Origin of the sequence: Psychrobacter sp. DD43 (assembly GCF_904846555.1) — a bacterium.
Taxonomy (GTDB): domain Bacteria; phylum Pseudomonadota; class Gammaproteobacteria; order Pseudomonadales; family Moraxellaceae; genus Psychrobacter; species Psychrobacter cryohalolentis.
On the sequence record NZ_CAJHBE010000002.1, the window covers coordinates 205,063 to 230,988 of the forward strand.

The 25,926-nt window shown below is 38.2% G+C and carries 16 protein-coding genes and 1 pseudogene; 14 read left to right on the top strand and 3 right to left on the bottom strand.

The genetic code is table 11. The features are described 5' to 3' along the window. Nucleotides 1-28: 28 nt before the first annotated feature. Nucleotides 29-1,027, top strand: coding sequence for an adenosine deaminase (locus JMX89_RS01995; RefSeq protein ID WP_181210802.1), 999 nt, complete (start codon nucleotides 29-31; stop codon nucleotides 1,025-1,027). An 11-nt stretch (nucleotides 1,028-1,038) separates the two neighbouring features. On the opposite strand, the gene JMX89_RS02000 is transcribed toward JMX89_RS01995, so the two are convergent. Next, nucleotides 1,039-1,839, bottom strand: coding sequence for an NAD-dependent deacylase (locus JMX89_RS02000; RefSeq protein WP_227672979.1), 801 nt, complete (start codon nucleotides 1,837-1,839; stop codon nucleotides 1,039-1,041). 35 nt (nucleotides 1,840-1,874) lie between these two features. Here JMX89_RS02000 and JMX89_RS02005 point away from each other — a divergent pair, with 35 nt between their 5' ends. After that, a complete protein-coding gene (locus JMX89_RS02005; RefSeq protein ID WP_149409930.1) occupies nucleotides 1,875-2,234 on the top strand; it encodes a hypothetical protein in 360 nt (119 codons plus the stop codon). A gap of 442 nt (nucleotides 2,235-2,676) precedes the next feature. Here JMX89_RS02005 and JMX89_RS02010 read toward each other — a convergent pair whose 3' ends face one another. Further along, nucleotides 2,677-3,849: a Fic family protein gene (locus JMX89_RS02010; RefSeq protein ID WP_201550683.1), complete on the bottom strand. Its 1,173-nt coding sequence runs from the start codon at nucleotides 3,847-3,849 to the stop codon at nucleotides 2,677-2,679. 1,332 nt (nucleotides 3,850-5,181) lie between these two features. Between JMX89_RS02010 and JMX89_RS02015 the strand changes: the two are divergent. The 11 genes and pseudogenes from JMX89_RS02015 to JMX89_RS02065 form a co-directional block, all read left to right on the top strand. Then, nucleotides 5,182-5,865: pseudogene (locus JMX89_RS02015) on the top strand (type I restriction-modification system subunit M N-terminal domain-containing protein); the annotation flags it as partial. Between the two features lie 87 nt (nucleotides 5,866-5,952). Further along, nucleotides 5,953-7,218 carry a site-specific integrase gene (locus tag JMX89_RS02020; RefSeq protein ID WP_201550687.1) on the top strand — a complete coding sequence of 422 codons (1,266 nt, stop codon included), beginning with the start codon at nucleotides 5,953-5,955 and terminating at the stop codon, nucleotides 7,216-7,218. Further along, on the top strand, nucleotides 7,211-8,941 hold the full coding sequence (locus tag JMX89_RS02025; protein ID WP_201550689.1) for a hypothetical protein: 1,731 nt from the start codon (nucleotides 7,211-7,213) through the stop codon (nucleotides 8,939-8,941). Before JMX89_RS02020 ends, JMX89_RS02025 begins: the two co-directional genes overlap by 8 nt. Continuing rightward, nucleotides 8,938-10,971 (top strand): hypothetical protein, encoded by a 2,034-nt coding sequence (locus JMX89_RS02030; protein WP_201550691.1) that lies wholly within the window; start codon nucleotides 8,938-8,940, stop codon nucleotides 10,969-10,971. Before JMX89_RS02025 ends, JMX89_RS02030 begins: the two co-directional genes overlap by 4 nt. Then, nucleotides 10,952-11,389 (top strand): hypothetical protein, encoded by a 438-nt coding sequence (locus JMX89_RS02035; protein ID WP_201550692.1) that lies wholly within the window; start codon nucleotides 10,952-10,954, stop codon nucleotides 11,387-11,389. Before JMX89_RS02030 ends, JMX89_RS02035 begins: the two co-directional genes overlap by 20 nt. Before the next feature lie 164 nt (nucleotides 11,390-11,553). After that, nucleotides 11,554-13,143: a type I restriction-modification system subunit M gene (locus JMX89_RS02040; protein WP_201550694.1), complete on the top strand. Its 1,590-nt coding sequence runs from the start codon at nucleotides 11,554-11,556 to the stop codon at nucleotides 13,141-13,143. Further along, nucleotides 13,133-14,545 carry a restriction endonuclease subunit S gene (locus JMX89_RS02045; RefSeq protein WP_201550696.1) on the top strand — a complete coding sequence of 471 codons (1,413 nt, stop codon included), beginning with the start codon at nucleotides 13,133-13,135 and terminating at the stop codon, nucleotides 14,543-14,545. The genes JMX89_RS02040 and JMX89_RS02045 overlap by 11 nt, the downstream gene beginning before the upstream one ends. Nucleotides 14,546-14,597: 52 nt before the next feature. Continuing rightward, a complete protein-coding gene (locus JMX89_RS02050) occupies nucleotides 14,598-15,446 on the top strand; it encodes a hypothetical protein (RefSeq protein ID WP_201550698.1) in 849 nt (282 codons plus the stop codon). 35 nt (nucleotides 15,447-15,481) lie between these two features. Next, nucleotides 15,482-18,664 carry a type I restriction endonuclease subunit R gene (locus JMX89_RS02055; RefSeq protein ID WP_201550701.1) on the top strand — a complete coding sequence of 1,061 codons (3,183 nt, stop codon included), beginning with the start codon at nucleotides 15,482-15,484 and terminating at the stop codon, nucleotides 18,662-18,664. Nucleotides 18,665-18,899: 235 nt separating this feature from the next. After that, entirely contained in the window at nucleotides 18,900-22,493 is a 3,594-nt protein-coding gene (locus tag JMX89_RS02060) for an AAA domain-containing protein (RefSeq protein ID WP_201550704.1), read from the top strand. Next, entirely contained in the window at nucleotides 22,493-24,334 is a 1,842-nt protein-coding gene (locus tag JMX89_RS02065) for a phospholipase D-like domain-containing protein (RefSeq protein ID WP_201550707.1), read from the top strand. Before JMX89_RS02060 ends, JMX89_RS02065 begins: the two co-directional genes overlap by 1 nt. A gap of 277 nt (nucleotides 24,335-24,611) precedes the next feature. Here JMX89_RS02065 and JMX89_RS02070 read toward each other — a convergent pair whose 3' ends face one another. Further along, nucleotides 24,612-24,803: a helix-turn-helix domain-containing protein gene (locus JMX89_RS02070; RefSeq protein WP_265088668.1), complete on the bottom strand. Its 192-nt coding sequence runs from the start codon at nucleotides 24,801-24,803 to the stop codon at nucleotides 24,612-24,614. A gap of 102 nt (nucleotides 24,804-24,905) precedes the next feature. On the opposite strand from JMX89_RS02070, the gene JMX89_RS02075 reads away from it, so the two are divergent. Beyond that, a partial coding sequence (locus tag JMX89_RS02075) for a hypothetical protein (RefSeq protein WP_201550713.1) occupies nucleotides 24,906-25,926 on the top strand: 1,021 nt, incomplete at its 3' end.

A 25,926-nucleotide genomic window follows, 5' to 3' on the forward strand; every position in this document is an offset into this window, starting at 1 on the left:
CGATATACAACGCCAATACTGGAATATTATGATTGATCTAATAAAAAGACTGCCAAAAGCAGAACTGCATTTACATATTGAAGGCTCGCTCGAGCCTGAGCTTATGTTTAGATTGGCAAAAAAGAACCAGATAGAGATTCCTTATAAAGACATAGAAGATGTGCGTAATGCTTATAACTTTACCAATCTGCAGACGTTTTTAGACATCTATTATGCCGGTGCCAATGTCTTGATTACGCAGGATGACTTCTACGATTTGACATGGGAGTATATTCTCAAATGTGTCGAAGATAATGTCATTCATACAGAGATATTTTTTGATCCGCAGACGCATACGGCAAGAGGCGTGGCGTTTGAGACAGTCATAACAGGCATCAAACGTGCACTGGCTGATGCCAAAGCACAATATGGTATTACCTCTTGTATTATCATGTGCTTTTTACGGCATTTATCACAAGAAGAAGCATTTGAGACGTTAGAGCAAGCATTGCCATTTAAAGACGACATTATTGGTGTCGGTTTAGATTCTTCAGAATTAGGCAATCCGCCATCGAAGTTTATAGAGGTATTTAAAAAGGCAAAAGAGGAAGGCTTTAAGTTGGTTGCCCATGCTGGCGAAGAAGCGGATTTCTCTTACATTTATGAAGCGTTGGATTTATTGGATATCAGTAGAATCGATCATGGCGTGCAATCTATCAAAAGCGCTGAGCTGATGCAGCGTCTAAAAGATGAGCAGATGCCGCTCACCGTATGCCCGAATTCTAATATCGAGTTGAGAGTATTTGACAATTATAAAGAGCACAACATCAAAGAGCTGCTAGATTATGGTCTAAATATCACGGTCAACTCAGATGACCCTGCTTATTTTAAAGGCTATATCAATCAGAACTTTATTAATATCAGTGAGAATTTGCCATTAACAGAAGATGATATTATCACCTTGGTAAAAAACTCTTTTAGATCGTCATTTATCAGTGATGAGCTAAAGCAGCAGTATTTGGACAAAGTCGATCAAGCGGTAGGTTAATGGTTTGTCTATTATAGTACGCCCATTCTTTTTACTAACTCTGGCAGGATGACACCAGCTTTTGCTGCCAGAGTAATATCGACTAGCGTATTTGGTGTCGGATAAGGATTTATCTCGATAATTTTGGCACCGTTATGTTTTGCCAGTTGTGCCAATCCAGCAGCGGGATAGACGAGGCTAGAAGTACCGATACTAATAAATACATCACAATTCGCGGCAGCTTCCTCTGCTGTCTGCCATGCCCGCATCGGTAACGACTCTCCAAACCACACAATATCAGGTCTGATATAACCATCACAATGCTGGCAAGTCATTAGAGCTTCATCAAAGCTGATGCTATTCTCGCTGTTATAAGCGCCTTTTAATTGGATTGTATAAGGTATCTGACATTGACTGCATCGGTTACGCCATAGATTGCCATGCAGGTGGGTAACAGCGCTACCTGCTTGCTCATGCAAATCATCAACATTTTGAGTAATGAGGGTTAGTTGCTGATTAGTCGATTGAATGTGATCCTGCCATTGCGCTAATGCCGTGTGGGCAGGATTGGGTTTTTTACTAGCCACGAGCTGTCTGCGCCATTGATACCATGACCAAACCAGCTTTGGGTCACGGGCGAAGGCATCTGGTGTCGCCAAGTCCTCAGCCCGATAATTTTTCCACAAGCCAGTTTGCTTATCACGAAAAGTCGGAATGCCGCTTTCTGCTGAAATCCCTGCGCCAGTTAAAAGGCAAATATGCTGTTTCGATTCTAATAGTTCAGCAGCATGCTCTACTTCTGCTATTAACGCTGATGATAATTCTGCTAACATAAGCTAACCCTTGCTAATAATGGATATCCTTTCTTATGATAGACGGAATTTGGTGGCTTGTCATATTGACGGCAGTTATCGTTGGATTATGGTTTTTTGCAAAATCACGTGCGCCAAATAACTTACATGACACAAAGTCAAAAGATAAGAAAAAACCGATCAATGACGCCTTACAAAAGACGGCGGAGATGATTAAGCAGCATTTTCCTGATTATCGAGTGACACGAAAGGGCAGTCATTTGCTCGTTACTCGACAAAATATAAAAATCGCGATGATTACGATCGACCCCAAGCTTGCTGCTAGTCAACGCCGTTTGGGTGATATACCAGTGATTAATTATCAGCGTGTACCTAGCCGTGCGCAACTAGATGCCAATTTGCAAGAGGCAGAGTAGATTGGTACGAATACCTAGCTAGGAGAAGTAATACCCCGTCATAAGTCAGCATAAAATGGAGTTAACAACAATATATACAACATCTTATAGGTATTAACAGACGAGCTTATTAATGATAAAAACTTCAAGGTTTTGTTTTAAATGGTCTTATAGATTTGAGGTAGTGCTGAGAAATGGCGAAATACGATGATTGGTGCGCTCGGCGGGAGTCAACCATAAAGCTATAAGCCTTTGATATCAGTGATTGAGCGGTTGTTGTAAATTAATTTAACAACAGATTTAACAACATTTCGTTATCGCTAATAATCAGAATTTATTTTTTGAGTGACTACTCGCACTTTGATGATTTCACTTTGAATCATGCAAACCTATCTAAGAGAAATGCAACTTACAAATGGTTGGGCTTAAGCGCTTAGAAGCACCTATATATTCAAAAGCTCTCTTAAATGGCTAATAGAAGTTTCCCCTCTTGTTCAAATAAAAAACCTGCATTTATTAAGGACTCTATATCTCGATAAAAGGTTCTTTCCGTGCGATTACTATATAAAGCTTTGATTTGCGGATTACGCAATAATGCAGCAGGGGTATAAATATCACTAAAGCCCATCATGACCATAATAGTATTAAACTGTCTTTCAGAAATTATTTTGTTAAACTTCGCATTATTTAAACCACCTTGATAAAGTAAAATACCAATCAGTTGATTACATTGGTCATGTAAGTCATTAATCGTTTGCAGCATGCCATCCATCACAAAATCAATAAATAATTGATTTGGCACATCTTTTTTATCCTTAGCTTGTTTACGGCAATGGTTGAATAAAGCAAAGTATTCATGAATATTTTTTTGATAGTAATGCCATATAGCCGATGATGACAGTCTATATCCTGATTGCTCATATATTAACATCTCAACCAAGCGACCAGTTCTACCGTTGCCGTCCCAAAAAGGGTGAATAAGCTCAAAATAGTAATGAGCCAAACTAGCTCGGACAATCACATGCTGATTAATAATAGCAGGGCTATTTAGCCATTCAATCCATGCCTGTAATAGGTACTCAATATCTTTAAGGCACTTGGGTGGCTGATAGCGTCCTCCATGCTCTGCATTACCGACATAGGTCTTTTGCCATTTTTCATTATCTCTAAATTGTCCAACTGGGTTATGCCCATCATCTAAACCTTGCGACACCAAAATATGCAGTTGCGTAATATCTGCTAATAAAAATGGTTTGCCTTGTGTAGGCTCAAATTTCAGATTGCGATGCCTATTTACCCATAGCAAAGCATCTTTTAGATTAAACAACCGTTTTTCGGCGGTTTTCTGAATATCTTTTGGGGCGGTATGTAAGATTTGCCCTGTTTCTTCTTCGCTGAACTCCCCACCTTCAATGGTATTGGTGCTGTAAACACTACTGACCAAAACCTTGTCTTGAATCTGGTCTATAATTTGCGGCACTGTTGGCGTTTTATTGAAACGTAATTGGGCATCATCAATACGGTTCAAAAGCGCTTCATTAGGTGAGCAGCCCAACGTAAACGTGAATGCCCCAGACCGATAGGTCATGACTCTAAGTGTGTGATCATCAATCCACTCTTTAGACTGTTCTGCCATAATAAGTAACCCTAATCTGTCAAAGAAAATGTCAAGATAATTGTCAGTCGAAATCATTATACGATAAGGGTTGTAGAAAAATATACATTGAAAATGTCAAAGAAAATGTCAGGATTTTTGACCAGTCAAGAGGAAAAGCACTTAAATGGGTGCAAAACAGGCGCAAATAGTGTGCTTTTTTACTGCGTTTCTTTTGCATTGTGCCCAGTGGGGCTTATCATGCTTGCCAGCCTATAGCGCGTTTGAGGCTGCTCTTTTTGCGATTATTCGCATAAAACACCACCGTATTAGCTCGCACTTACTCGAAAAAATAGATAAGCTCAAACTTGGGCTTATCTCAAGCCAGCCTCTTAAGCATATTACTGTGATTTTTTGATACTAAAATCAACTGGCACTTTGTTTGCATGGGGTTGTTTCGCTAAACGCTCTTGGTGCGTCATGCTTATACCTTAAGAGTGGTATTAATGCGCGTTGACTGTTTTTATCAATTATTCCTATTGCTGCTTCCTAAGATAGGCTTTGCTTCCACTTAAACCATTTACTGGTATAGGTTTGTGAAAAATCAAAAATATCAGAAAACCTTTTTTTTATTCCTATATTCCACAATAACCCCCATTGGGAGAGGCTGTCTGATAGGTGCATGGGGTTAAATTGCGACTGATTGCACACGTTTGATAATGGCGCTTAAAGTTAAGCGTTTATCGTGCAAATAACGCGCATTGTGATTACTTAAATCTAGCCAGTTTATGCATGCGTTTATGATGCGTTTCACTGCATCGTGCCTAGTGGGTCTTACTGTAATTGCCAGCCTATAGCGCGTTTGTGGCTGATTTTGGAGTACGATTATTCGCACCAAAAACCACAGTGTCAGCTCGCACTAATTCGCACTTACTCGAAAAACTAGATAAACCCAAACTTGGTTTTATCTCAAGCCAGCCTCTTAAGCGTATTACTGTTTCCTAAGATAGTTTTTGCTTCCTCAAACAGTCTTTGCTTCCGCTTAAACCCTTTACTGGCATGTAGTCAAGCTGAATGAGTAAAAGTATAAAAACCCTTTTTTGCTTCCTCGATTTCTTGCTTCCTCGATTTCTTGCTTCCAAAAGCACTATCCAGATATTAAAAGAATTCTTTTATTTAAATAAGAATACTTTTACCTAATAAAACCCTTAATTGCGTTTGCAAACTAGCGTTCATATCCTCTACTATCATACAATGATTTTTATAGACCGTCATAAGTCGATACCCTACATTACTGTACATGCTATCAAAAGCTCAAACATGCATTATAATCCCAAGCATTTATCCCTGCTCCACAAACAATAAGACAATTCCATGACCAAAAACTTCTCTCAAACAGCGGCTTTCATCTGGTCTGTCGCTGATCTATTACGCGGTGACTTTAAGCAATCACAATACGGACGCATCATTCTGCCATTTACGCTATTGCGCCGCTTAGAGTGTGTACTAGAAGATACTAAGGCAAACGTCGTTACTGAGAGCCAGCGTATTGCTGAGATGGGTTTGCCTGAGGAAGCGCAAGAGAAGTTCATCATTCGTGCCAGCAAGCGACCCTTCTACAATATCTCGCCCATGGATCTAAGCAAGATGGGTCAAAGCGATATCAAGGATAACTTAAACACTTATATTCAATCTTTCTCAAAAGACGCGCGTGAGATATTCGAGCATTTCAAGTTTGAAGAGTTTGTCGGCCAGCTAGCCGATGCTAACTTGCTTTATAAAGTGGTGCGAATGTTCGCCACTACTGACCTCAGTCCCGATACTATTTCTAACCATGAAATGGGCTTTGTCTTTGAAGAGCTGATCCGCCGTTTTGCTGAAAGTTCTAACGAAACCGCAGGAGAGCATTTTACCCCGCGCGATATCGTGCGTCTAACCACATCACTAGTGTTTATGGAAGATGATGATGCACTGACCAAAGACGGCATTATTCGCACCATATATGACCCAACGGCGGGTAAACGTTACATACCAAATTCTAACCCTACTTCATACATGCTAATGTAGTGACATTTTAAATGTTCTTAATACTCAAGAAATGTTTCGCTATAATGAATGCTATTGAGTTATTAAAGGGATAATCCAGTGGCAAGTCTTGAGTTCATTAATTATGAACCGCGTAGTGCTAAAGTTAGTGAAAATAAACTGAGTTGGATAAAGTTAAAAAGAAAGAAAATTGAAAGGCTACCTCAGATTATTTGGGAGGATAACTTTACCTGGGCAGAAGTAAATTTATGGGCTTTGGATCAAGCTGTATCATCGAAGCGTGACTTGAAAACAGTTCGTTCTAATATGTCACATTTACTTGCATATGCAAAATGGTTGGAATCCGAATTTATGACATGGCGTCATTTTCCAGAGAGGGAGAGTGAACGATGTCTGGTTCGTTTTAGAGGAGCATTAATAGCAGCAAGAAACGATGGAGAACTCGCACCTAGTACTGTATCGCAAAGAATGGCAGCAGTAATTCGTTTTTATAAATGGGTAAAAGAAAATCAGCTTATTTCAACAGAACAGCCAATGTGGAAAGACCGTTTTATAGGAATAACTATTACTAACTCCTTTGGTCTTGAGCATACGATGCGAGTAGCGAGTACTGATCTAGCAATACCAAATAGGAAAGTCGTCGGAGCTTTTCAGCTAGAGGATGGCCTGCTACCAGTATCTATTGGAGCTATGAAAGATATTCTCTCACTAGCAGATAAATCGGCATCTGAGGAGCTTTCGTTGATGCTACGCATAGGATTCTTCACAGGCCTAAGATTAGGATCAATTACTGACTTAAAAGTAGAAACGTTAATAAACGCTACCCATATTCCTGGTGTGGGCTTAAAAAGCTTATCGGTAGGGCCTGGTGCTAGACCACCTATAGCCACAAAACTTAATGTTACAGGTTCAGTGCCAATACCTGAAGAGTTACTTGATATTTTAGTTGGTTATTCTACGAGTACAAGAAGATTGAAGCGCCAGGCTTTAGCATCTAATGAACATCAAGATCTTCTTTTCCTAACTAGATATGGTAATACTTATAATGGTGATACTAGCAGGGCTATTAATGTAGAGATGTCTCGCCTTAGGGCGGTTGGTAAAAAATCTAGTGTCAAAGCTCTGCAAGGTTTTCACTTTCATAGAACACGTGCAACTTTCGCTACTGAATTAATGAAGGTAGCCCTTAATTTTATGCCTATTAGCGATGCTCTTCAATTTGTTAAAGATTCTTGCCTTCATAAAGATGAAAGCACAACGATGAAATATATAAAATTTATAGAGACTCATGAAACAATAAATGAGGCAGCAGATGCGTTTACGAACGCCTTCATGGGATTGATTAAAGGGTACGATAATGCCTGATTTAGATCTTACTTTTGCACAGATACCTTTAGGCACTCATCAAGCAGTGTGGGACTTAAGGGTTCTGCTATTTAAAGGAGCTGCTAGAATAAGACGCAACTTGGTAATGGAAGCTATTAATGAAGGTAAGTGTGGGAATATAATAGAGGAAAGGGTGCCTTTTGTTCTAAGGCTTCATGAAGTGTTTAATGTGTTTTTTGCGAAAGGAAGCTCAGTACATACAATTATAAATAATTTAGAAGTTTTATGGAGGTTTTATATATGGATAGACAATAACTCAATGCCTATTACTATTGAAACAGCTATTGATACCTTCAAGGACTGGACTGAGTACTTATTGGCTAGAGTTAAAAATGAAAAGAATATCAGCTCGAGGACTGCTTATAAGGAAGCTTCTAAAATGGCAAAGCTAATAGCTAAAGCACTCGATATCCAAGGACCACATCCCGGGAAAAATATTTTACTATCAACACGTATGAGACTGCCCCCAAAAAAGAAAAAAGTCCTGAGTACGAAAGACTCTAGAGAAAAATTGGCAGAAACTTTTGAATTTGGTAATACTCTGACTAAAGTTTGCAATAGTCTTGATGTGCAAACTATACGCGGCAAATTACCAATCAATATAGAAATTAATGAAAAAAAATCGCTAATCATTGCTTGTGGCTTGCGTACACCCGATAAAGACTCATCAAAAGTAAGAAGTAAAAATGATATAAAAAAATTTGAAAAAGCGCGACGGCCTTTGTTAGATAGTGAAAATGTTTTAGAGTCTTATAAACGTTCACCACTAATTAATTTTAGGATTGAGTCTGAATTGCTTATATTTATAGCTCAAACAGGGATGAACTTGACTCAAGCAACAGGCTTAGAGAAAGAAAGCTATCGTTGGAAGTCTGATGGAGATAGCTTTGAGGTGTTTAGGGTATACAAAGGTAGGCGTGGAGGTGAAGCTATTTTTCGCTGCTTTAATTCATATAGAGAACACCTCCAAAGATATTTAGTCTGGCTCGATGATATTGGCTTTAGCAGTTTTGATAATCGACTCTTTCCGCACTTAGCTCGAAGTATAATTCCAAGCAAAGATTTTAGAAGGCGGTTCATAAACTCTAAGGAGATATTTAAAAGAAATGATTTAACCTTTTTCTCCCCACAAGAATTAAGAAATACTCGCATTAATTGGCTTTTAAGACATACTCGTGACGTTGATTTAACGGCAGATCTTATGGGTCATACAAAAGAGGTCTTACTTCGAAATTATGAGAAGCCACAGCATCAAATAGCAGGTATAGAAATAGTTCAATTTCATAATGCTATAGACACTAATTTTCCTTCACCTGGACCAGGAGTTTGTGTAGATTTATCTCATCAGCCAGAAACTATGAACGAGTTTCCAAAGAGTGCACCTAAACCAGACTGTATAAGTCCTGAAGGATGTTTGTTCTGCACTAAACATAGAGATGTAATGACTTCTGATTATTGCTGGAAACTAGCGTCACATGCCTATATTAAAAAGCTTGAAACAAATCTATATAAGCCCTCTGAGGAATATCAGGTACATCCCGCTTATAGTGTAATTAACATAATATTTCAAAAGCTCAATGCGATCTCTGAAAGTAGTAAAGTACGTGCAATTTGGGTGAAGGATGCAAATGATTCCGTACGTGCAGGGCGTTATCATCCTAACTGGGATGGCTATATACAGTTATTAGAGGTCATGGTATGAATCTCTCAGATCTGCCGGGATTACAGGTTGATTCGCCTCTAACAAGAACAGATATGCCTAACTTCCAACCAAAATCTTGGCCTCCTGCAGATGACTTTCCGGTTGTCATTGATACTGAAGGCAACGTAATCTCATATTATGGAGATGTTCGGTGGGACTTATCGCATTGGTCAGGTTTTACACTGACAATGTATTTTGGTGATGGCCCAGGCCAAGGAAAGAAAGTTAGTTCGGAAAACGCATGCTTGTTGCGAAAAATAGTTGCCTGGTGGTTATGGGGCCCCTCTGCAGTAACAAGGGCAAAAACATTGGTTTTTAAGTTTGAAACACTTAAGCCGCTGTTTGTTGCATGTACAGATCATAATATTGTTGCATCAGATTTATCTCGCTTTCCTGAAGTAATTAAGGATATATCTACTTACTACAAATCCAGAAAAAGTCATTTGGTTAGTTATCTTTATGATTTAAATTATGCAGCAGATAAACTTGGGTTCAATATACTTGATGATAATGGGATGAAACTTCTCAGTGAAGTTGTGCCAAACGAAGAGAAGATTCAAACGGCGTATATTCCGGTAAGAATATGGACTTACCAAGTTTCTCGATTAAGAGAGTGTCTAGATGATTTCATTGCTCATAAAGAAAATATAAAGGCTTGTTATGAATTCTGTCTTGATGCTTATGTTGTCAACGCAGGCGGTAGTTTTTCGAATGATTTCTCTGGATTAGGAAATCATTCACCGTTTCACTCAAGACCTAAGATTGGGAAAGATAGTTCAGGCAAAGTGTTTTATGGACCTTTTGTTGAGATAGCAAAACGCTATGAGATTGATGGCATATTAAGGAAGTGGGTAAACGCAGAAGAAAATTATAGTATTAGAGCAATTTCAAGCTATATGAGTTTAATTAGTGTAGTTGGGCTCGCATACATGCTTAATTTTTCTCTAATGCGTATTGAAGAGGGCAGTCGGCTACGTGCAAAATGTTATGAAGTAGAGAGGGATTCGACTGGCGAAGATATTCACATGTTGAAAGGCATAACTACCAAAACTATTGAAGATAATGATGCTCGCTGGATAGTTTCTCCTACTGTCAAAATTGCTATTGAGTCAATGACAATAGTTGCAGCACTGCGTTTAAAATCTGCTCAAAAAAATTCTTGCTTTCAATTAACTGATGAAGATTTAAGTAATCCAGTGTTACAATCTTTCCCATATGAGCCTTGGACGCCTAGTAGGCGATTAGAGAAATCTCTGAATTCTTTTAAGAAAATACGGACTTATGCAGATATATGGAATCTATGGCCAAAATTATTCAGTAAAGAAGAAATGACGATTACTGAATTAGATTTAGAAATGGCACATAGGTTAACCAATAGTCTTGATCCTGAAAGATTTTCTATTGGAAAGGTATGGCCATTAGCTTGGCATCAACTTCGCCGTACAGGCGCTGTCAATATGTTAGCTAGTGGTCTTGTGAGCGAGTCTTCACTTCAATATCAATTAAAGCATGCTAGTCGAGCTATGAGTCAATACTATGGGAAAAACTATTATCGACTAAAAGCACCTCTAGATGATGATGCAAGAGGGTTTTATCTGCGTGAAATGTATCAGTCAGTAGTTCGGGAGTTTAAGTCTTTGCAATCAGAGCATTATCTCTCTCCACACAGTGAAAAAAGAAAAATACAAATTCTATCTGAAATATCAGAAAAAGACCATAGTGAGCTAATTAGTGCTGCTAAAGCGGGCCGGATAAGTTATCGTCAGACTTTTCTTGGTGGTTGTGCAAATTCGGGGCCTCCTTGTCCATTGGGTGGGATCAGTAATATTAGCTCTTGTATGGGTTTTGGTGATGAAAATCCATGCAGTTCAGCCTTGATAGATGGTAAAAAACTACCGATGATAAAAAAGCTTATAGAAATAATATATATTCAGCTTGAAGGTGTTGAATCAAAGTCTCCTCTATATAAATCTCTTCATGCACAATTAGAATCAGCGGAGCGAGCAATTAATGTCATCCACAGAAGTTAAACCAAGAAAACTTAGTAAAGCTGAGATAAAGTTTAGAGAAGCATTTGAACGCTTAAAAGTTGGAAAACCTACTATTTTGCCAAAAGGAACAATGCTCAGCCAAAATAATGTTGCAAAAGAAACAGGGGTAGATCCTTCAGCACTTCGACGTACTCGTTTTCCAGAGTTGGTGGCAGAGATCCAAGCGTGGATTGAGGAAAATAAAGAAGATCTCGTACAAAAAACACCTAGGCAAATGGTGTTAGCTCAAAGATCACGGAATCGAGATTTGAACGAACAGATAAAAGCACTTAAAGAGCAGCGTGACAATGCCTTATCAACACTAATTGATGCACAGCGCAGTATAGTTGAACTGACATTAGAAAATGAAAAACTAAAAGCTCGAGTTCCTGCAATTAATGCCTCAAGGCTACAATAGCTATTATGTATTCTAGAGGCTTTGAAGTAAGCATTAGATCGATATCAAATTGGTACAATATAAGTCTGCATAAAATTAACAACACAGAATGCTTACCTGTTACAGAGCAAACAGCTTACTTATCATCTAAATTTAAAAATCAAACCAATCGAGAACTAAAAAACATGGCTAAAACACCTGCAAATAAGAACGACAATATAAAAGACGGTCGCTTTGAAGAAGCCCTTTGGGACGCTGCCAACAAATTACGAGGTAGCGTCGAATCATCAGAATATAAGCACATTGTCCTTAGCTTGATTTTCTTAAAATTCATCAGTGATACCTTTGAGCAGCAAAGACAGAAGCTCATCGATACGGGTTATGAAAAGCACATCGACATGGTGCCTGCTTATACCAAGGATAACGTCTTCTACTTGCCAGAAGAGAGTCGTTGGCGCTTTATCCAGCAGAATGCCAAGCAAGAAGACATCGCCCTTAAAATCGATACGGCGCTTAGCACCATTGAGAAGACCAACCAATCATTGAAGGGCGCATTGCCTGATAACTACTTCTCTCGTCTTGGCTTAACGGCTAGTAAGCTTGCCGCCTTGATTGATGTGGTCAATAACATCGATACCATCGGTAACCCAGAAGAAGACACCGTCGGGCGCGTGTATGAGTATTTCTTGGGTAAGTTTGCCGCGACTGAAGGTAAGGGTGGTGGTGAGTTCTATACGCCCAAGTCTGTGGTCAATCTGATAGCTGAAATGCTTGAGCCGTATCAAGGCAAAATCTATGATCCGTGCTGCGGTTCGGGCGGTATGTTCGTGCAGTCGATTAAGTTCATTGAGAGTCACCACGGCAATACCAAAGACGTGTCTATCTATGGGCAAGAGTATACCAGCACGACCTACAAGCTCGCTAAGATGAACCTTGCCATTCGTGGTATCTCTAGCAACTTGGGTGATGTGGCTGCCGATACCTTCTTTAAAGATCAGCACGAAGACCTAAAAGCTGACTTCATCATGGCAAACCCACCTTTTAACCAAAAGGATTGGCGCGCCTCTGATGAGCTGGTCGATGATCCACGCTGGGCAGGCTATCCGACACCGCCTACGGGCAATGCCAACTATGCATGGATATTGCACATGATATCTAAGCTCTCTGAGCATGGGACTGCTGGTTTCGTACTGGCAAACGGCTCAATGTCTACCACTACCAGTGGTGAGGGTGAGATACGCCAGCAGATTATCGAAAACGATTTGGTCGATTGTATGATTGCGCTACCAGGTCAGCTGTTTTATACCACGCAGATTCCAGTGTGCTTATGGTTTATCAGTAAAGACAAAGCCGCCAAATCCGCTGATAGTAAAGCAAAGGGGTTGCGTAATCGTAGCGGTGAGACTTTATTCATTGATGCGCGTGCTATCGGTAGTATGATTAGTCGCACGAATAAAGAACTCACGAAAGATGATATCGAAGCGATTGCCAAAACGTATCATGCATGGCGTGGTGAGGCAGAAGCGGGCGGTTATGAAGCCTATAGCGATGAAGCAGGGTATTGTAAATCAGCAAGCCTAGATGATATCCAAGCTAATGATTATGTACTAACTCCAGGGCGTTATGTTGGGGCGGCGGCGATTGAAGACGATGGAATCCCGTTTGAGACTAAGATGCTGGAGCTAAGCCAAACACTATACGCACAAATGCAAGCATCGCAAAAGCTAGACGCGACCATTCGTCAGAACTTGGAGGTATTAGGTTATGGCGAGTGATTGGAAGTTTTGTAAAATAGGTGATGTTGCAAAAATTCAAGGCGGGTATGCTTTTAAGAGTAAGGATTTTTCTGATACTGGAACTCCCGTGATAAAAATTAAGAATGTACGAAAAAGAGATATTGATTTAACTGACGTAGCTAGGGTTTCCCAAGAAGTTGCTGAACAAGCTTCAAGCTTTTTAGTAAAAAGTTGGGATGTATTAATCTCAATGACAGGATCAGGTCCTAATGCACCTGCATCTATAGTAGGTAGAGTTGCAAGGCATAGCGGAGAAGATGATGTTTTTCTAATTAATCAAAGAGTTGGACGTTTTCTTATCAAAGAAAAAGAACAGCTTGATCAAAGATTTCTGTATTACTTATTTAGTGAAGATAAGACACAGCTTGAACTACTTTCAATCGCAACTGGCAGTGCTAACCAAGTTAACATTAGCGGTAAACAAATTGAATCTATCGAAGTTAATTTGCCACCACTCTCAGAACAAAAAGCCATCGCTCATGTTCTTGGCTCTTTAGATGACAAAATCGAGCTTAACCGCCAAATGAACGAAACCCTAGAAGCGATGGCGCAAGCGTTGTTTAAAAGCTGGTTTGTGGACTTTGATCCCGTGATTGATAATGTCCTCGCAGCTGGTAATGCTATTCCTGACGAGTTATTAGAGCGTGCCGAGCAGCGTCAAGCGACTGAGAAAAAGGATGATTCAGATATTCAAAGCTTATTCCCTGATGAGTTTGAATTTACGGAAGAGATGGGTTGGATTCCGAAGGGGTGGGCGTCTGGAACGATCGCAGGTATATCTTTCGTCAAAGGTGGATATGCATTTAAAAGTAAAGATTTTACAGATACTGGATTTCCTGTTATTAAGATCAAAAATATAAACAGCGACAGAACAGTTAATACGTCTGATGTTCAGTTTATACCCAATGAAATTGCTAAAAAAGCAGAAAGCTTTTGGTTGAAAACTGGTGATTTAATGATGGCAATGACTGGAGCAACAGTTGGCAAGTTTGGTCTGTTAGTTGCAGAGAATAAAAAAGCCTACTTGTTAAATCAACGGGTTGCTAAGTTCAGTCCTATTAGTTCAGTTAGCGATAAAATTTGGTTTATTTACTGTTTTTTGAATCAAAAATCTACGATTGATTATATTGTCAATATCGCTGAAGGTAGCGCCCAACCAAACATTAGCGCAGATTCGATAATGGCAACTCAATTAGTAAAACCATCTAATGAACTAATTAATATATTTAATGAAACAGTTGATAGCAATTTAAATAAAATGTTAATGAATCGTGAAGAGTGTTTGACCTTAGAAAAGTTACGAGACACCCTTTTACCCAAGCTAATCTCAGGCGAATTGCGTATTCAAGACGCTGAAGCCCTTGTGGATGAAGTCCTATAGTTTTTGATAACAAATGATTATCTGAACAATATAATAATTAATGGAATCTGGTATGAAGAAGCTTTTACTTAGTTTGGCGCTCAGCTTAGGCGCTCTATCTGCGGCTCCTGTAATGGCTGCCGCTCCTGCTTTCTCTGCCAGTCAAATGGCACAGATTAAAATTATAGATCTGAGCTTTAAAGAAATTATGCGTCAGTTTTATAGTGGTCGTATGGGCTATGCTTCTGTCAATGATGAGTATGTTGAGTCGATGCCAAATATTGGTCTAGACAGTATTGATAGCGATGGAGAGAGAACGGTCGCTTTGATGCGCCCCGTCATTCCTTATAAAAACGTAGCGGGTGAGCCACGTTACTTAGTTATCATCGAAAAAGTTCAGGTTAAAGATGGTTCGCTTGTATCTTGTCATGCATGTACCGCTACAGCTGATTTATATAGCTTTAAGAAGCTAAATAACGGTCAGTTTCAATTAATAAGTAAAACACCAAAGAATGTAGATTACTCTAGTAATTGGGGAAGAGTGGGTCTTAATCAAGAAAGTATTCAAGAAGGCCTGCAGCCATTAGGTAAAAGTCTAATAGGCAGTGTGTTTCTGAATAACTATATGTCTTTTGGCACGATAAGTAGCTGGTGGGATGTGCTGCATTTGCCTGAAAATGACTTTATTAATTTATACACATTAGGTGATGCTGGCGCAGAGAATAGTGGTCATTATGAAGAAGGCTCGCCTTTACATTATGACTATAACGTTACTTTTAAGGCATTGCCTGAAAACGCTACGTACTATCCCATTAAATTGACTTACAAAGGTGAAAAGCCTACTGAGGATTACGACCGTATCAACAGTGTCAATTACAGCAAAATTGTGAAGTTTGACCCTGTAAAAAAAGAGTATAAATAATAAATTAGTTTGTATAACTAAAAAAGGATGCCCCATTGAAATTCACCGAAGACAGACTTGAACAAGCCATTATCGAGTTACTAGCAGCTGAAGGCTATCCACATACGATTGGTGAAGCACTCGACCGCAATCCTGACGATGTGCTGATTAAGTCTGATCTTCGACAGTTTCTAGCGACCCGTTATAAAGCTGACTTGATCACAGAGTACGAGATTGAGTCCATCATTCATAAGCTTGAATACCTTCCTGCCTCCGACCTTTACGATACCAATAAAGCCATCATGAAGCTTGTCGCTGATGGCTTTACCCTCAAGCGCGAAGACTATACCCAAAAAGACTTATACATCCAGCTGATTGATTATGAAGCACTCGATAACAATCGCTTTCGCATCGTCAATCAGATGGAGATACAAGGCTTTGAGCTGCGTATTCCTGATGGCATTCTTTATATCAATGGCTTACCACTGGTGGTGTTTGAATTTAAGAGCAGCATCCGTGAAGATGCCGCCATGTTTGATGCCTACACCCAGCTGACCACCCGTTATAAGCGAGATATCCCAGAGCTGTTTAAATACAATGCCCTATGCGTCATCAGTGATGGGGTCAACTCAAAAATGGGCTCATTCTTTGCCCCTTATGAATTCTATTACTCCTGGCGTAAAGTCACGGGCGATGAGAAGTTAGAGAAAGACGGTATCCATTCCTTATTGACCATGATGAGCGGTTTATTTGATAAAACGCGTTTGCTCGATGTTATCCGTAATTTTATTTACGTACCTGACAAATCAAGCTTTGATGCAAAAATCGTTTGTCGCTATCCGCAGTATTATGCCGCCACCAAGCTATACGACAATATCAAGCAGCACATGAAGTTGCTCGACAGTCATGGCAACTTAATTGACGATAATGGCTTACGTGACGGGAAGGGTGGTACGTACTTTGGCGCGACTGGCTGTGGTAAAAGCTTTACCATGCTGTTTCTAGCCCGTCTGCTAATGAAAGACGCGGCGCTTGGTAGTCCAACCATTATCTTAATCACTGACCGTACCGACTTAGATGATCAGTTATCCAAAACCTTTACCAACGCCAAGACCTATATCGGCGATGAGAACATCATCAGTGTCGAGAGTCGTGCTGAGCTACGAGAAGAGCTCAAAGGACGTAAGAGTGGCGGTGTGTTCCTAACCACCATTCATAAGTTCACCGAAGACTTAGCCTTACTGACAGAGCGTACCAACGTTATCTGTATCTCAGATGAAGCGCACCGTAGCCAAATCAACCTTCAGCAAAAAATCACCGTTACCGAAGATGGGGTGAAAAAGACCTACGGCTTCGCTAAATACTTGCATGATTCTCTGCCCAATGCCACTTACGTTGGCTTCACAGGCACGCCGATTGATGCCACCCTTGATGTCTTCGGTCCCGTCGTTGACAGCTACACCATGGTTGAGTCGGTATTTGATGAGATCACCGTGCGTATTGTCTATGAAGGTCGCGCCGCCAAAGTGCTACTCGATAGCAAACAGCTTGATGAAGTCGAAAAATACTATCAAGAAAGCGCCGACGCTGGCACCAATGAATATCAGATAGAGAAAAGCAAAAAAGCCATGGCGAGCATGTCCACCATACTTGGTGATCCTGATCGTATCCGCGCCATCGCCGAAGACTTTGTTCAGCATTATGAAGCGCGAGTAGAAGAGGGCACCACACAAAAGGGCAAAGCGATGTTTGTCTGTAGCAGCCGTGAAGCTGCCTATGAGTTATATAAAGACATTATAGAGCTGCGTCCTGAATGGAATGAAGTAAGAGCGTGTGAGGAAGGCTCAACCTTATCAGAGAGTGATAAGAAAAATGTCATGCCCATGGAGCGCGTCAAGATGATCATGACTCGTAACAAGGACGATGAAAAAGGTATGTGGGACAATCTGGGTAATAAAGACTATCGCAAAGAGCTCGACCGCCAGTTTAAAAACGGCAAGTCTAACTTTAAAATCGCCATCGTCGTCGATATGTGGCTCACAGGCTTTGACGTACCTTTTCTCGATACCATCTACATTGATAAACCTTTGCAAAAGCATAGCCTGATTCAAACCATCTCACGCGTCAACCGTAAGTTTGAAGGTAAAGAGAGCGGCTTAGTGGTCGATTATATCGGCATCAAAAAGCAGATGAACTTGGCGCTCTCACATTACACTGGCGGTCAGATTCAAAACCTAGAAGATATCCAAAAGTCAGTCGTGGTGGTCAAAGACCATTTAAACCTACTTGATACCGTCTACCATAAGTTTGACTCTAGCTTGTACTTTAATGGCACACCACTGCAGCAACTTAATTGCTTGAATGCAGCGGCTGACTTTGCATTGCAATCTAAGAAGCTAGAAAAACGCTTTATGGATTTGGCCAAGCGTTTGAAGTCTGCCTATGATATTTGCGTCGGTAGCAGTGAGCTCACAAAGGCGCACAAGGACAAGATTCATTACTACCTAGCCATTCGTACCATCATCTTTAAAATCACTACTGGTGGCGCTCCCGACGTCGAGCAGATGAACCAAAAGGTACGTGATTTAGTGAAAAATGCGCTGCTGAGCGATGGCGTAGAAGAGATCTTTAAGCTCGGTGATGACACCGACGGTGAAATTGACATCTTCGATGAAGACTACCTCGCCAAGCTTGAGGTGATTAAGCAGCCCAATACCAAGCTTGAGCTGCTACAGCAGCTACTCGCTAAAGCCATTGGTGAGTTGAAAAAGACCAATAAGGTAAAGGGCGTTGATTTCAGCAAGAAGATGAATGCTTTGGTTGAGAAGTATAACGACCGCGACGAGCAGGACTTACTGCGTGCAGAAGTCATCGGCGACTTCTCTGATGAGATTATAAAGCTGTATCACGAGCTGCGCGAAGAGATGGCGTCGTTTGGTGAGATGGGTATCGACTTTGAAGAAAAGGCATTTTATGACATTCTGCTGTCACTGGCACATAAATACGATTTTACCTATCCCGAAGACAAGCTGATTGAGCTGTCCAAAGAAGTAAAAAAGCTTATCGATGAGAAAGCCAAATACACGGATTGGAACAAGCGCGACGACATCAAAGCGGAGCTACAATTTGATTTGATGGTGCTTCTCGATGAATGGGGATATCCACCTGTTGATTCCAAAGAGGTCTATAAAGAGATATTTGAGCAAGCTGAGAACTTTAAGAAGCATCGGGTGGTTTAGTTATACTAATACATAACTTAGTATGACCTCTTTGAGCTTGCAAAGCAGTATTATGACAACTTCATCATGTCAGGCATGGCTACTTGACTTAAGTAAATTACCCTCCGATATAGGCGGGGCGGTTCAGCTAAGATCGACCAAATTATATCTAGGGCGATAGATGTCGCTCATTAATTTATAGATGCTAATCAAGTTTAATTGTATGTAACTAATTTAGTGTTTGGAGAGTGTTGAGATGGCGTTTATAGATTCAATAGATAGTAAGGTAAGAGTTGATAGTGAGTCAGAAAAAGGCTTGTTAGATGTGTGGAAATACTTAGACAATGACGTAATATTTAAATTAAAAATTTGGATGTCAGAAGGACTGCTCCATAACAGTCTAGTAAAAGAAATTTGGCTAAATGAGACTCGTCAGTTAAATAAATTAAAATCAGTTACTAATGCAGAGAAATATCTTGAGGTTATCCATGATAGTTTCATCGACAATGATGGCAATTACTGTTTGACCTATCAGACCGATGTAGAAACTAAGAGTTTGCATGAACTTTTAGTATCAATAGATGAAAAAGATGTAACTACAAATATATTATCTAGAAACAAAAGTCATTGGTTAAGCAAAAGGAAGGTACAATCTACCGTTAGTAGAATGCTCTTATGGAAGAATGTGTTAAGGCTTGTAGAAGGGATTGAAATACTACATAGTCAGGACATTATTCACAGAAATATCAACACTCAGAGCATAGTATATAAAGGCTGTGAAGAAAGTAATGATACTGAAAAGTTTCTTCTAAGTGGATTTGAGAAATCATTAGATTTCAATAAAATCAAAAAACCTATATTTATGTACGAGAATGAGGAAGTAATCTGTACAACACAACAAGACTGGAATGACTTAGGTGTTCTAATCCTAGATTTATTGTGCATGAAAGAAGATGAATATAAAGGGAAGCTTTTAATTAAAGAAGAAAAAGCACTAACGCAATTACTAGATGGCCAGTCTGTCGGTTACATGAGGTTAGTTGATAAAACTCAACTAAAGAATTTGATAGAAGAGTCTATTATTGAGTTGTCAGAGATAGGTGATTCATTTTCACCTATTTTCTATATTACTTCAGGAAAATTTGATAGTGATATTTTTAGCAACATTAGAAGTGCAATAAAGGGATACCTAAGCAACAATCCAGACGAAAAGTATGATGCACAGAATCTTACCAATTCTGATGTAGTGGATTTCCTAAAAGAAGATTTAGCAACGAACCCGTTTAGTGTTTTTAACGAGGGTTATGGAAATGAATATATATTAAAAGGAAAAAACCTTCTATACCAGATTAAGGAGTTTAAGAACAGAAAGTTTGAAGACTGGTATATTTCGTATATAACTGATGTATATGAAACAGTACCTGATTGGCTAGGTTATAAAGAGTCTATTCAGATTAAAGGCGATTTAAAATTTGTGGCCAATGCCTTTACGCTTATACAAAACAATGAGTTTTCAGATGAAAACTCTTGGAGAGTAAAACTAATACAGTTCAAAAAAGAGCAGAAATACACAGACTCTGAACTAGAGTGTTTGCAAGGTCTCTTGCTATCTTTCGCTATTGACGTAGCTTTTGCAGAAACAAAAAAATTCTTAGTTAACCTAAAGCCTATTGAAAAAGAGCAGCTAGAAAAAGATAAGGACTTGTTCGTAGACGATGGTCATTTTTACTACAGTTTAGAGTACAAAAAAGAAAGCAATGAGATTAATAACAAGTTATCAGCTTCATTTGGCTTAAAGCAACCTTTTGATCGTTTTAGAAACTATTTCAACGATTCGTCTAAACTTACAGAGAGTTGGATTGTTGAACCTGCTAATAAGCCTGTTAAAGACTTGGAGCGACAAGAGAAAATACCGATTCAATATTTAGAGCGTACCAAGACAGGGCACATTTTTTCATCGAAAGAACCACTAGATAGACACATATATAAACTTTCAGAAACGCTAGTTAGGATCTATCCTGAAGATTTAAAAGGAACAAGTTCTCAAATTGAACGTAGAGCAAGAATATTTTATCTCTTGCTTAACCAGAGTTCCTTAATTTCAAGTTTAGCAGACCCTACAAGTAAGTTTTTTGTTACGTCTAGAGATTTTGAGACAGAAAAGGCTGTTGAATTATTAGATAAGTCAAAAAAAGAAGTCTTTGAGTCTCTGCTTAAAACTCAGCCTAATTATTTCATTGAAGGGCCACCAGGTGTTGGTAAAACTTATCTTATAACAACTTATATCGACTATCTCTTCCAAGAAGAGAATAGCGCAAAAGTTCTTCTGTCTGCTCAAAGCCATGCAACAGTTAACATACTTTGCGAAGAAGTTCTAAAAAAGTTAAGTAAAACAGAATTTTTTGAAGACTTAATAGTAATTACTGACTTTAGAACTGATAACACTGATGACAACGAGAAAATGACTGTTATCCAAAGTGCAACAGCACCATACATTAGTAAGTTTAAAAGAAGTCAAATGTTCGAAAAGTATTATTCAGAGCCTACTATTAAAAAAAAGCTTAACAAATTTTTGAGTAAGTCAGATTTTAAGTTTTTCAATCAAGTATTACGTGCTGCAAATTTAGTGTTTACCACATCTAACTCTAGTTTGATGGAAAAATTGGTAAGAAACAATATTAACTTTGATGTTTCTATTATGGAAGAGTGTGGCAAAACATCAGGAATTGAACTTATATCTCCAATGATGGTTTCTAACAAAAGGGTATTAATTGGAGACTACCGTCAACTTCCAGCTTTCTCAGAACAAGATATTCAAAGAATTATACAAAATTCGAGCAATTTTGATATGCATTTGATTGTTGAACAATTAAAAAATATAGGGTTCAAAAAAGGTATTATTTTTGACCTTGATTTCAATGCTAGGGATATCAACAATGTATCTAAAACCAAGCATCTGAATAACTTATCTGAATACTTCTCCTTGTTCCGTAGCCTATGTAAAAAAGCTGAAAGTAGAAAAAAAAGAGGTAAAAAGAGCTTTGGTAGCATGATTGATATACAGCATAGAATGCACCCTGAAATATCTAACGTAATATCGAATACAGTATATGACGGTAACTTAAATGATGATCCAAAAAAATCTGCTTTCTACAGAGCTGCATCACCGTTTTATTTTGAAAAGTCTAAGCTGCAAGGCTTGAATAAGAAAAATGCAGTTATCTGGATCGACTTGCCTGATAAAAATAGCGCAATTAACATTGGCAAATTTGAAGACAAAGGTGTGAATCTAAAAGAAATAGACATTATAAGAGAATTAATTTCTAAAGTTAAAGTGCAGGATGGTAAGAAATATTCCATTAGAGTTTTGAGTCCATATACAAACCAAGTAAATATGGTTAATAAATCACTTGAGAAGAGAGAAGTCAATAATTCCTTTATAGAAAGTCTTGAGAATCAAGAACTAGCGAAAACAGTAGATTCTTTTCAAGGGGATGAAGCGGATTTAATAATTATTAGCTTAGTAAGACATAATAGTTATCAACCTATAACTACTGCACTTGGGTTCTTAACGGATATGCGAAGAATGAATGTTCTATTAAGCAGAGCTAAACATAAAATGATAATTATTGGATGTTTTGGTTTATTTCAAAAGTGGCATAAGATTGAAACCGATGCACAAATTAGTGGTAAAGGTTACTTAAAGGAAGTAGATAAAGATTTTCTAGATAATTTTGTTGGGATGTTTGAAGATGATTTTGAGCTGATGAATAATAACTCTATAAATATTGAAGAAAAATCATTTAAGAATATAAATTTTGTACAGTCAAAATCATTTTTGGAAATCTAATGAAGAAAAAAACTGTAAAGTATATTGTTGCTGTCCCATTTTTTAGTAATGATTACAAATTTAGTATTACTAGAAAAATTGGTTGGTCAGTTATTGATTATATTTTTTTAAAAGAAATAAATGAGAGAGAGCTAACAGCCAGGGAGCTTAGTAATTTTTCTAATCTTGAACCTCAAATTGTCATTCAAATACTACTTCCAATGTGTAATGTTGGCTGGATAGATATTGTAACTTCAAAAGAAAATTTTATATTTCGAATAACGACAACTGGAAAAGAAGCACACTCTAGGAGCATAAAAGAGCATGAACTTCCTTACGATGTAAAGAATTATGATATAAGAAGAGAAGTGTATGTAGACTTTTTCAATAACTATTATAGTATTAACGATTTTAATTCACCTTTATTGACTAATGAAAGATATATAAATGAAAATCAAAAAAATACTATAATTACGTTGCCTATTGATAAAAATAATATTTATCCTAATTATGAAAAAATGCATAATGTTATAGCCAATGAGAATGAGAAAGTAGAAAGAGTACATGATCAAGTTATCTATACTTTAAGTAGCTTAAAATATTTGTTTTTAGATATGCAATATACAGAAGGGCATACAGAAGGCCAAATAATAGATGATGAAAAAGTTAAAAAGCTAAATAGTAAGCTGATTAAACAAATTAAAAGTACTCTTCCAAAAGAGCTGGTAGAGACTAAGGATATTGAGCATAGTTCCATAGTTAGAGATAAAAAGAATTATGAAATTAAAGTTACCACTAGTAGAAACAATGTAGACTTTGTATATGGTGGTAATGATACTAAAGAAAAGTTTATTGAACTCATTAAGTCATCTTCTGATTTCTTAGTGATTCATTCTACTTTTATAGGAATGTGGTGTATTTTAAAGGAATTTCAGTATACTGAATATTTCTTAGAAATTAAGGAAGCTCTTAAGAGAGGTGTTCAGGTCTATATTTTGTGGGGAAAGACTAACCCCGATGAGAATGATCCAGACTTCGAAAAGTCTGATAGCGAGGATAAATTAGTTGAAAAATCTCTTAGACAATTTAACGAGATTTGTCATAAAGAAGATATATTTAATATCATAAATTATAACGAATTTAGACGTACTGAGTCTCATGCAAAATTTATTATTACTAACCATGAAAAAAGAGGGGTTTGTGTAATGGTTAGCTCATGTAATTTTTTCTACTCAAATTTCAATAGGTTTGAAGCTTCAATTGTCATATATGACAACCGATTTTCCAGAAATTTCTTAGATATAGCAGCCACTATTTGTTGTGGAAAAAGTAGCTTTAATAGTAAAGTACGTAAAGAGCTTAGAGATTTCTCAAACAGCATATCTGATGTAGCGAAAGACTTAGTTATTCCTAATAGTGAGAAACTAGAGCTAAGACTTGTTTTGAAAAATCAACATCATAGTTATATCGATCTTGCAAAACAAGCAAGAGATAAGATCTATATTTTAAGTGATTTAATAAACACCACACCTATAAGGCCTATCTTTGATGCACTAAGAGTATCTAATGCCTATAAATATTATTACTATACTGAGAAATCGAGTAATATCGATGCTGTAGAATTTGAAAAAATGTATAAAGATCTTAAATCTGTAGACCCCTCATTTCAGTTAGGAGCACATGATTCTAATAGTCATGCCAAGGTATTAGCATGGGATAACAACCACTTGTTGATAACAAGCCTAAACTGGCTGTCTGCAAGTGCCCAAGACAACTTTTTAGAGGTTTATCATGAAATAGGTGTTTATATTGAAGGCTGGGATATATCAAAAGACTTTATTAATATTTTTAAAGATTTGTAAGTGAACCGCCCCGACTATATCGGAGTCTGTTTATTTAAGTTAAGCAGCAATGCCTTGCATCTGACGGCTACGGCGATCCTCGTAATCCTTTCTAGCAAGGGCGGCTTTACGTCAATACAGAAACTAAATCAGGCAGCTTAATTCTATTTGATTAGTATCTTATAGTTGGGATGATTACCTCTCAATGGAATCTGTATTCTGTGGTTTTAATCTATTAATAAACTACAATAAAACCTATTTCCGAGAGTATCTAATTTCACAAGATTTAGTCAGAACCTCAGACTAAATCTTGTATCTCAATCTCTAGCGCATCACATATCTCATACGCTTTTTTCAACGTAATATTTTTTTCACCACGCTCGATGTTTCCCATATAGCTTCGATCAATACCCGCCATCTCTGCCAGTCTTTCTTGAGATATTCCTTTGCTTCTTCGTGCTTCGCGAACACGCTTCCCAAAGGCTATCATACGCTCATCTGTTGTCATTTCATTAACCACTGCTAAAAATAGCAATACTCACAGTGGTGGGCTATAATATCCACGGGATATAGTCGGTATTAAAGGATGGAGATGAAAACAAAATTAGAGTATCAGCCAAACATTACAGATATAAATAAGTTAATCTGTGAGAAATACTGGCTACGGGAGAGTGATAAACGAAATGGGTTTATTCATACCTGTAAGAAAATAGGTCAAGAATTTGGATTTAGACATAAAGAAATATCAAGTATTGCTAAAGAAAATTCTCAGCTTGTAGTACTCGATTGCCAGTGCATCGGTTGTGGGTCAACTAAGACTTGCCATACTCGTACACAGCTTATCCAATTAAATTTAGATAGTTGGCGATGTGATGTATGCTGGGAAATACTTAAGAAAAGCAAGATAAAGGCGCTTCTAGAGCAGCATCTAGAAGAAGAGCAAAGACAAACGGCTCTCGAATATATTAATAACTACCGTAACACTCAACTAAATGGCGTCCCGTCAATAACTGCGCTCAATGATGTAGATAAGCTTTTGTTTGCAGCAACTATAGAGAGCCTGGGTACAGAAAATTTAAAAACCACTATCTCTCTCCGTGATAATCTGTCATTACCTTTATCACCATTCTCTGGACTAGACCAGAAAATACTCAATCATCTTTTCAAGCTAAACCTACTTTTATTGGCTCCTGAGGAGAGCTATGAATATATCAATATTAATGAGGAACAAGAATTAGAAATTGATTATCATCAGGCGACTTTTGAATTCGCTTATAACACTGACGACATAACTGAGATAATGGTGAGTGCTAAATCTAGAAAGAATATCAATGCTTTAGTCGCCCATAATCAATTTGAAAGCTGGTGTCAGCAGATCCAGCTAGGAGAATGTCTAAGCTATCTGATTACTAGGTCAAAATTAAACAACTTGGCACCACCTATCGGTGAAAAGCTGGTAAGCCTATTCAGAGCATGTTTATCGGAGTTCTCTGTATCTGTTATGAATTATCTCTGCACACGACAAAAAAATCATCCCCACCCGATTTTCATAGGTTTAGGGGTTAAAAAGCTAACTAACTGTCGAAATACAGTCTTATCATTGTTAAAGAACA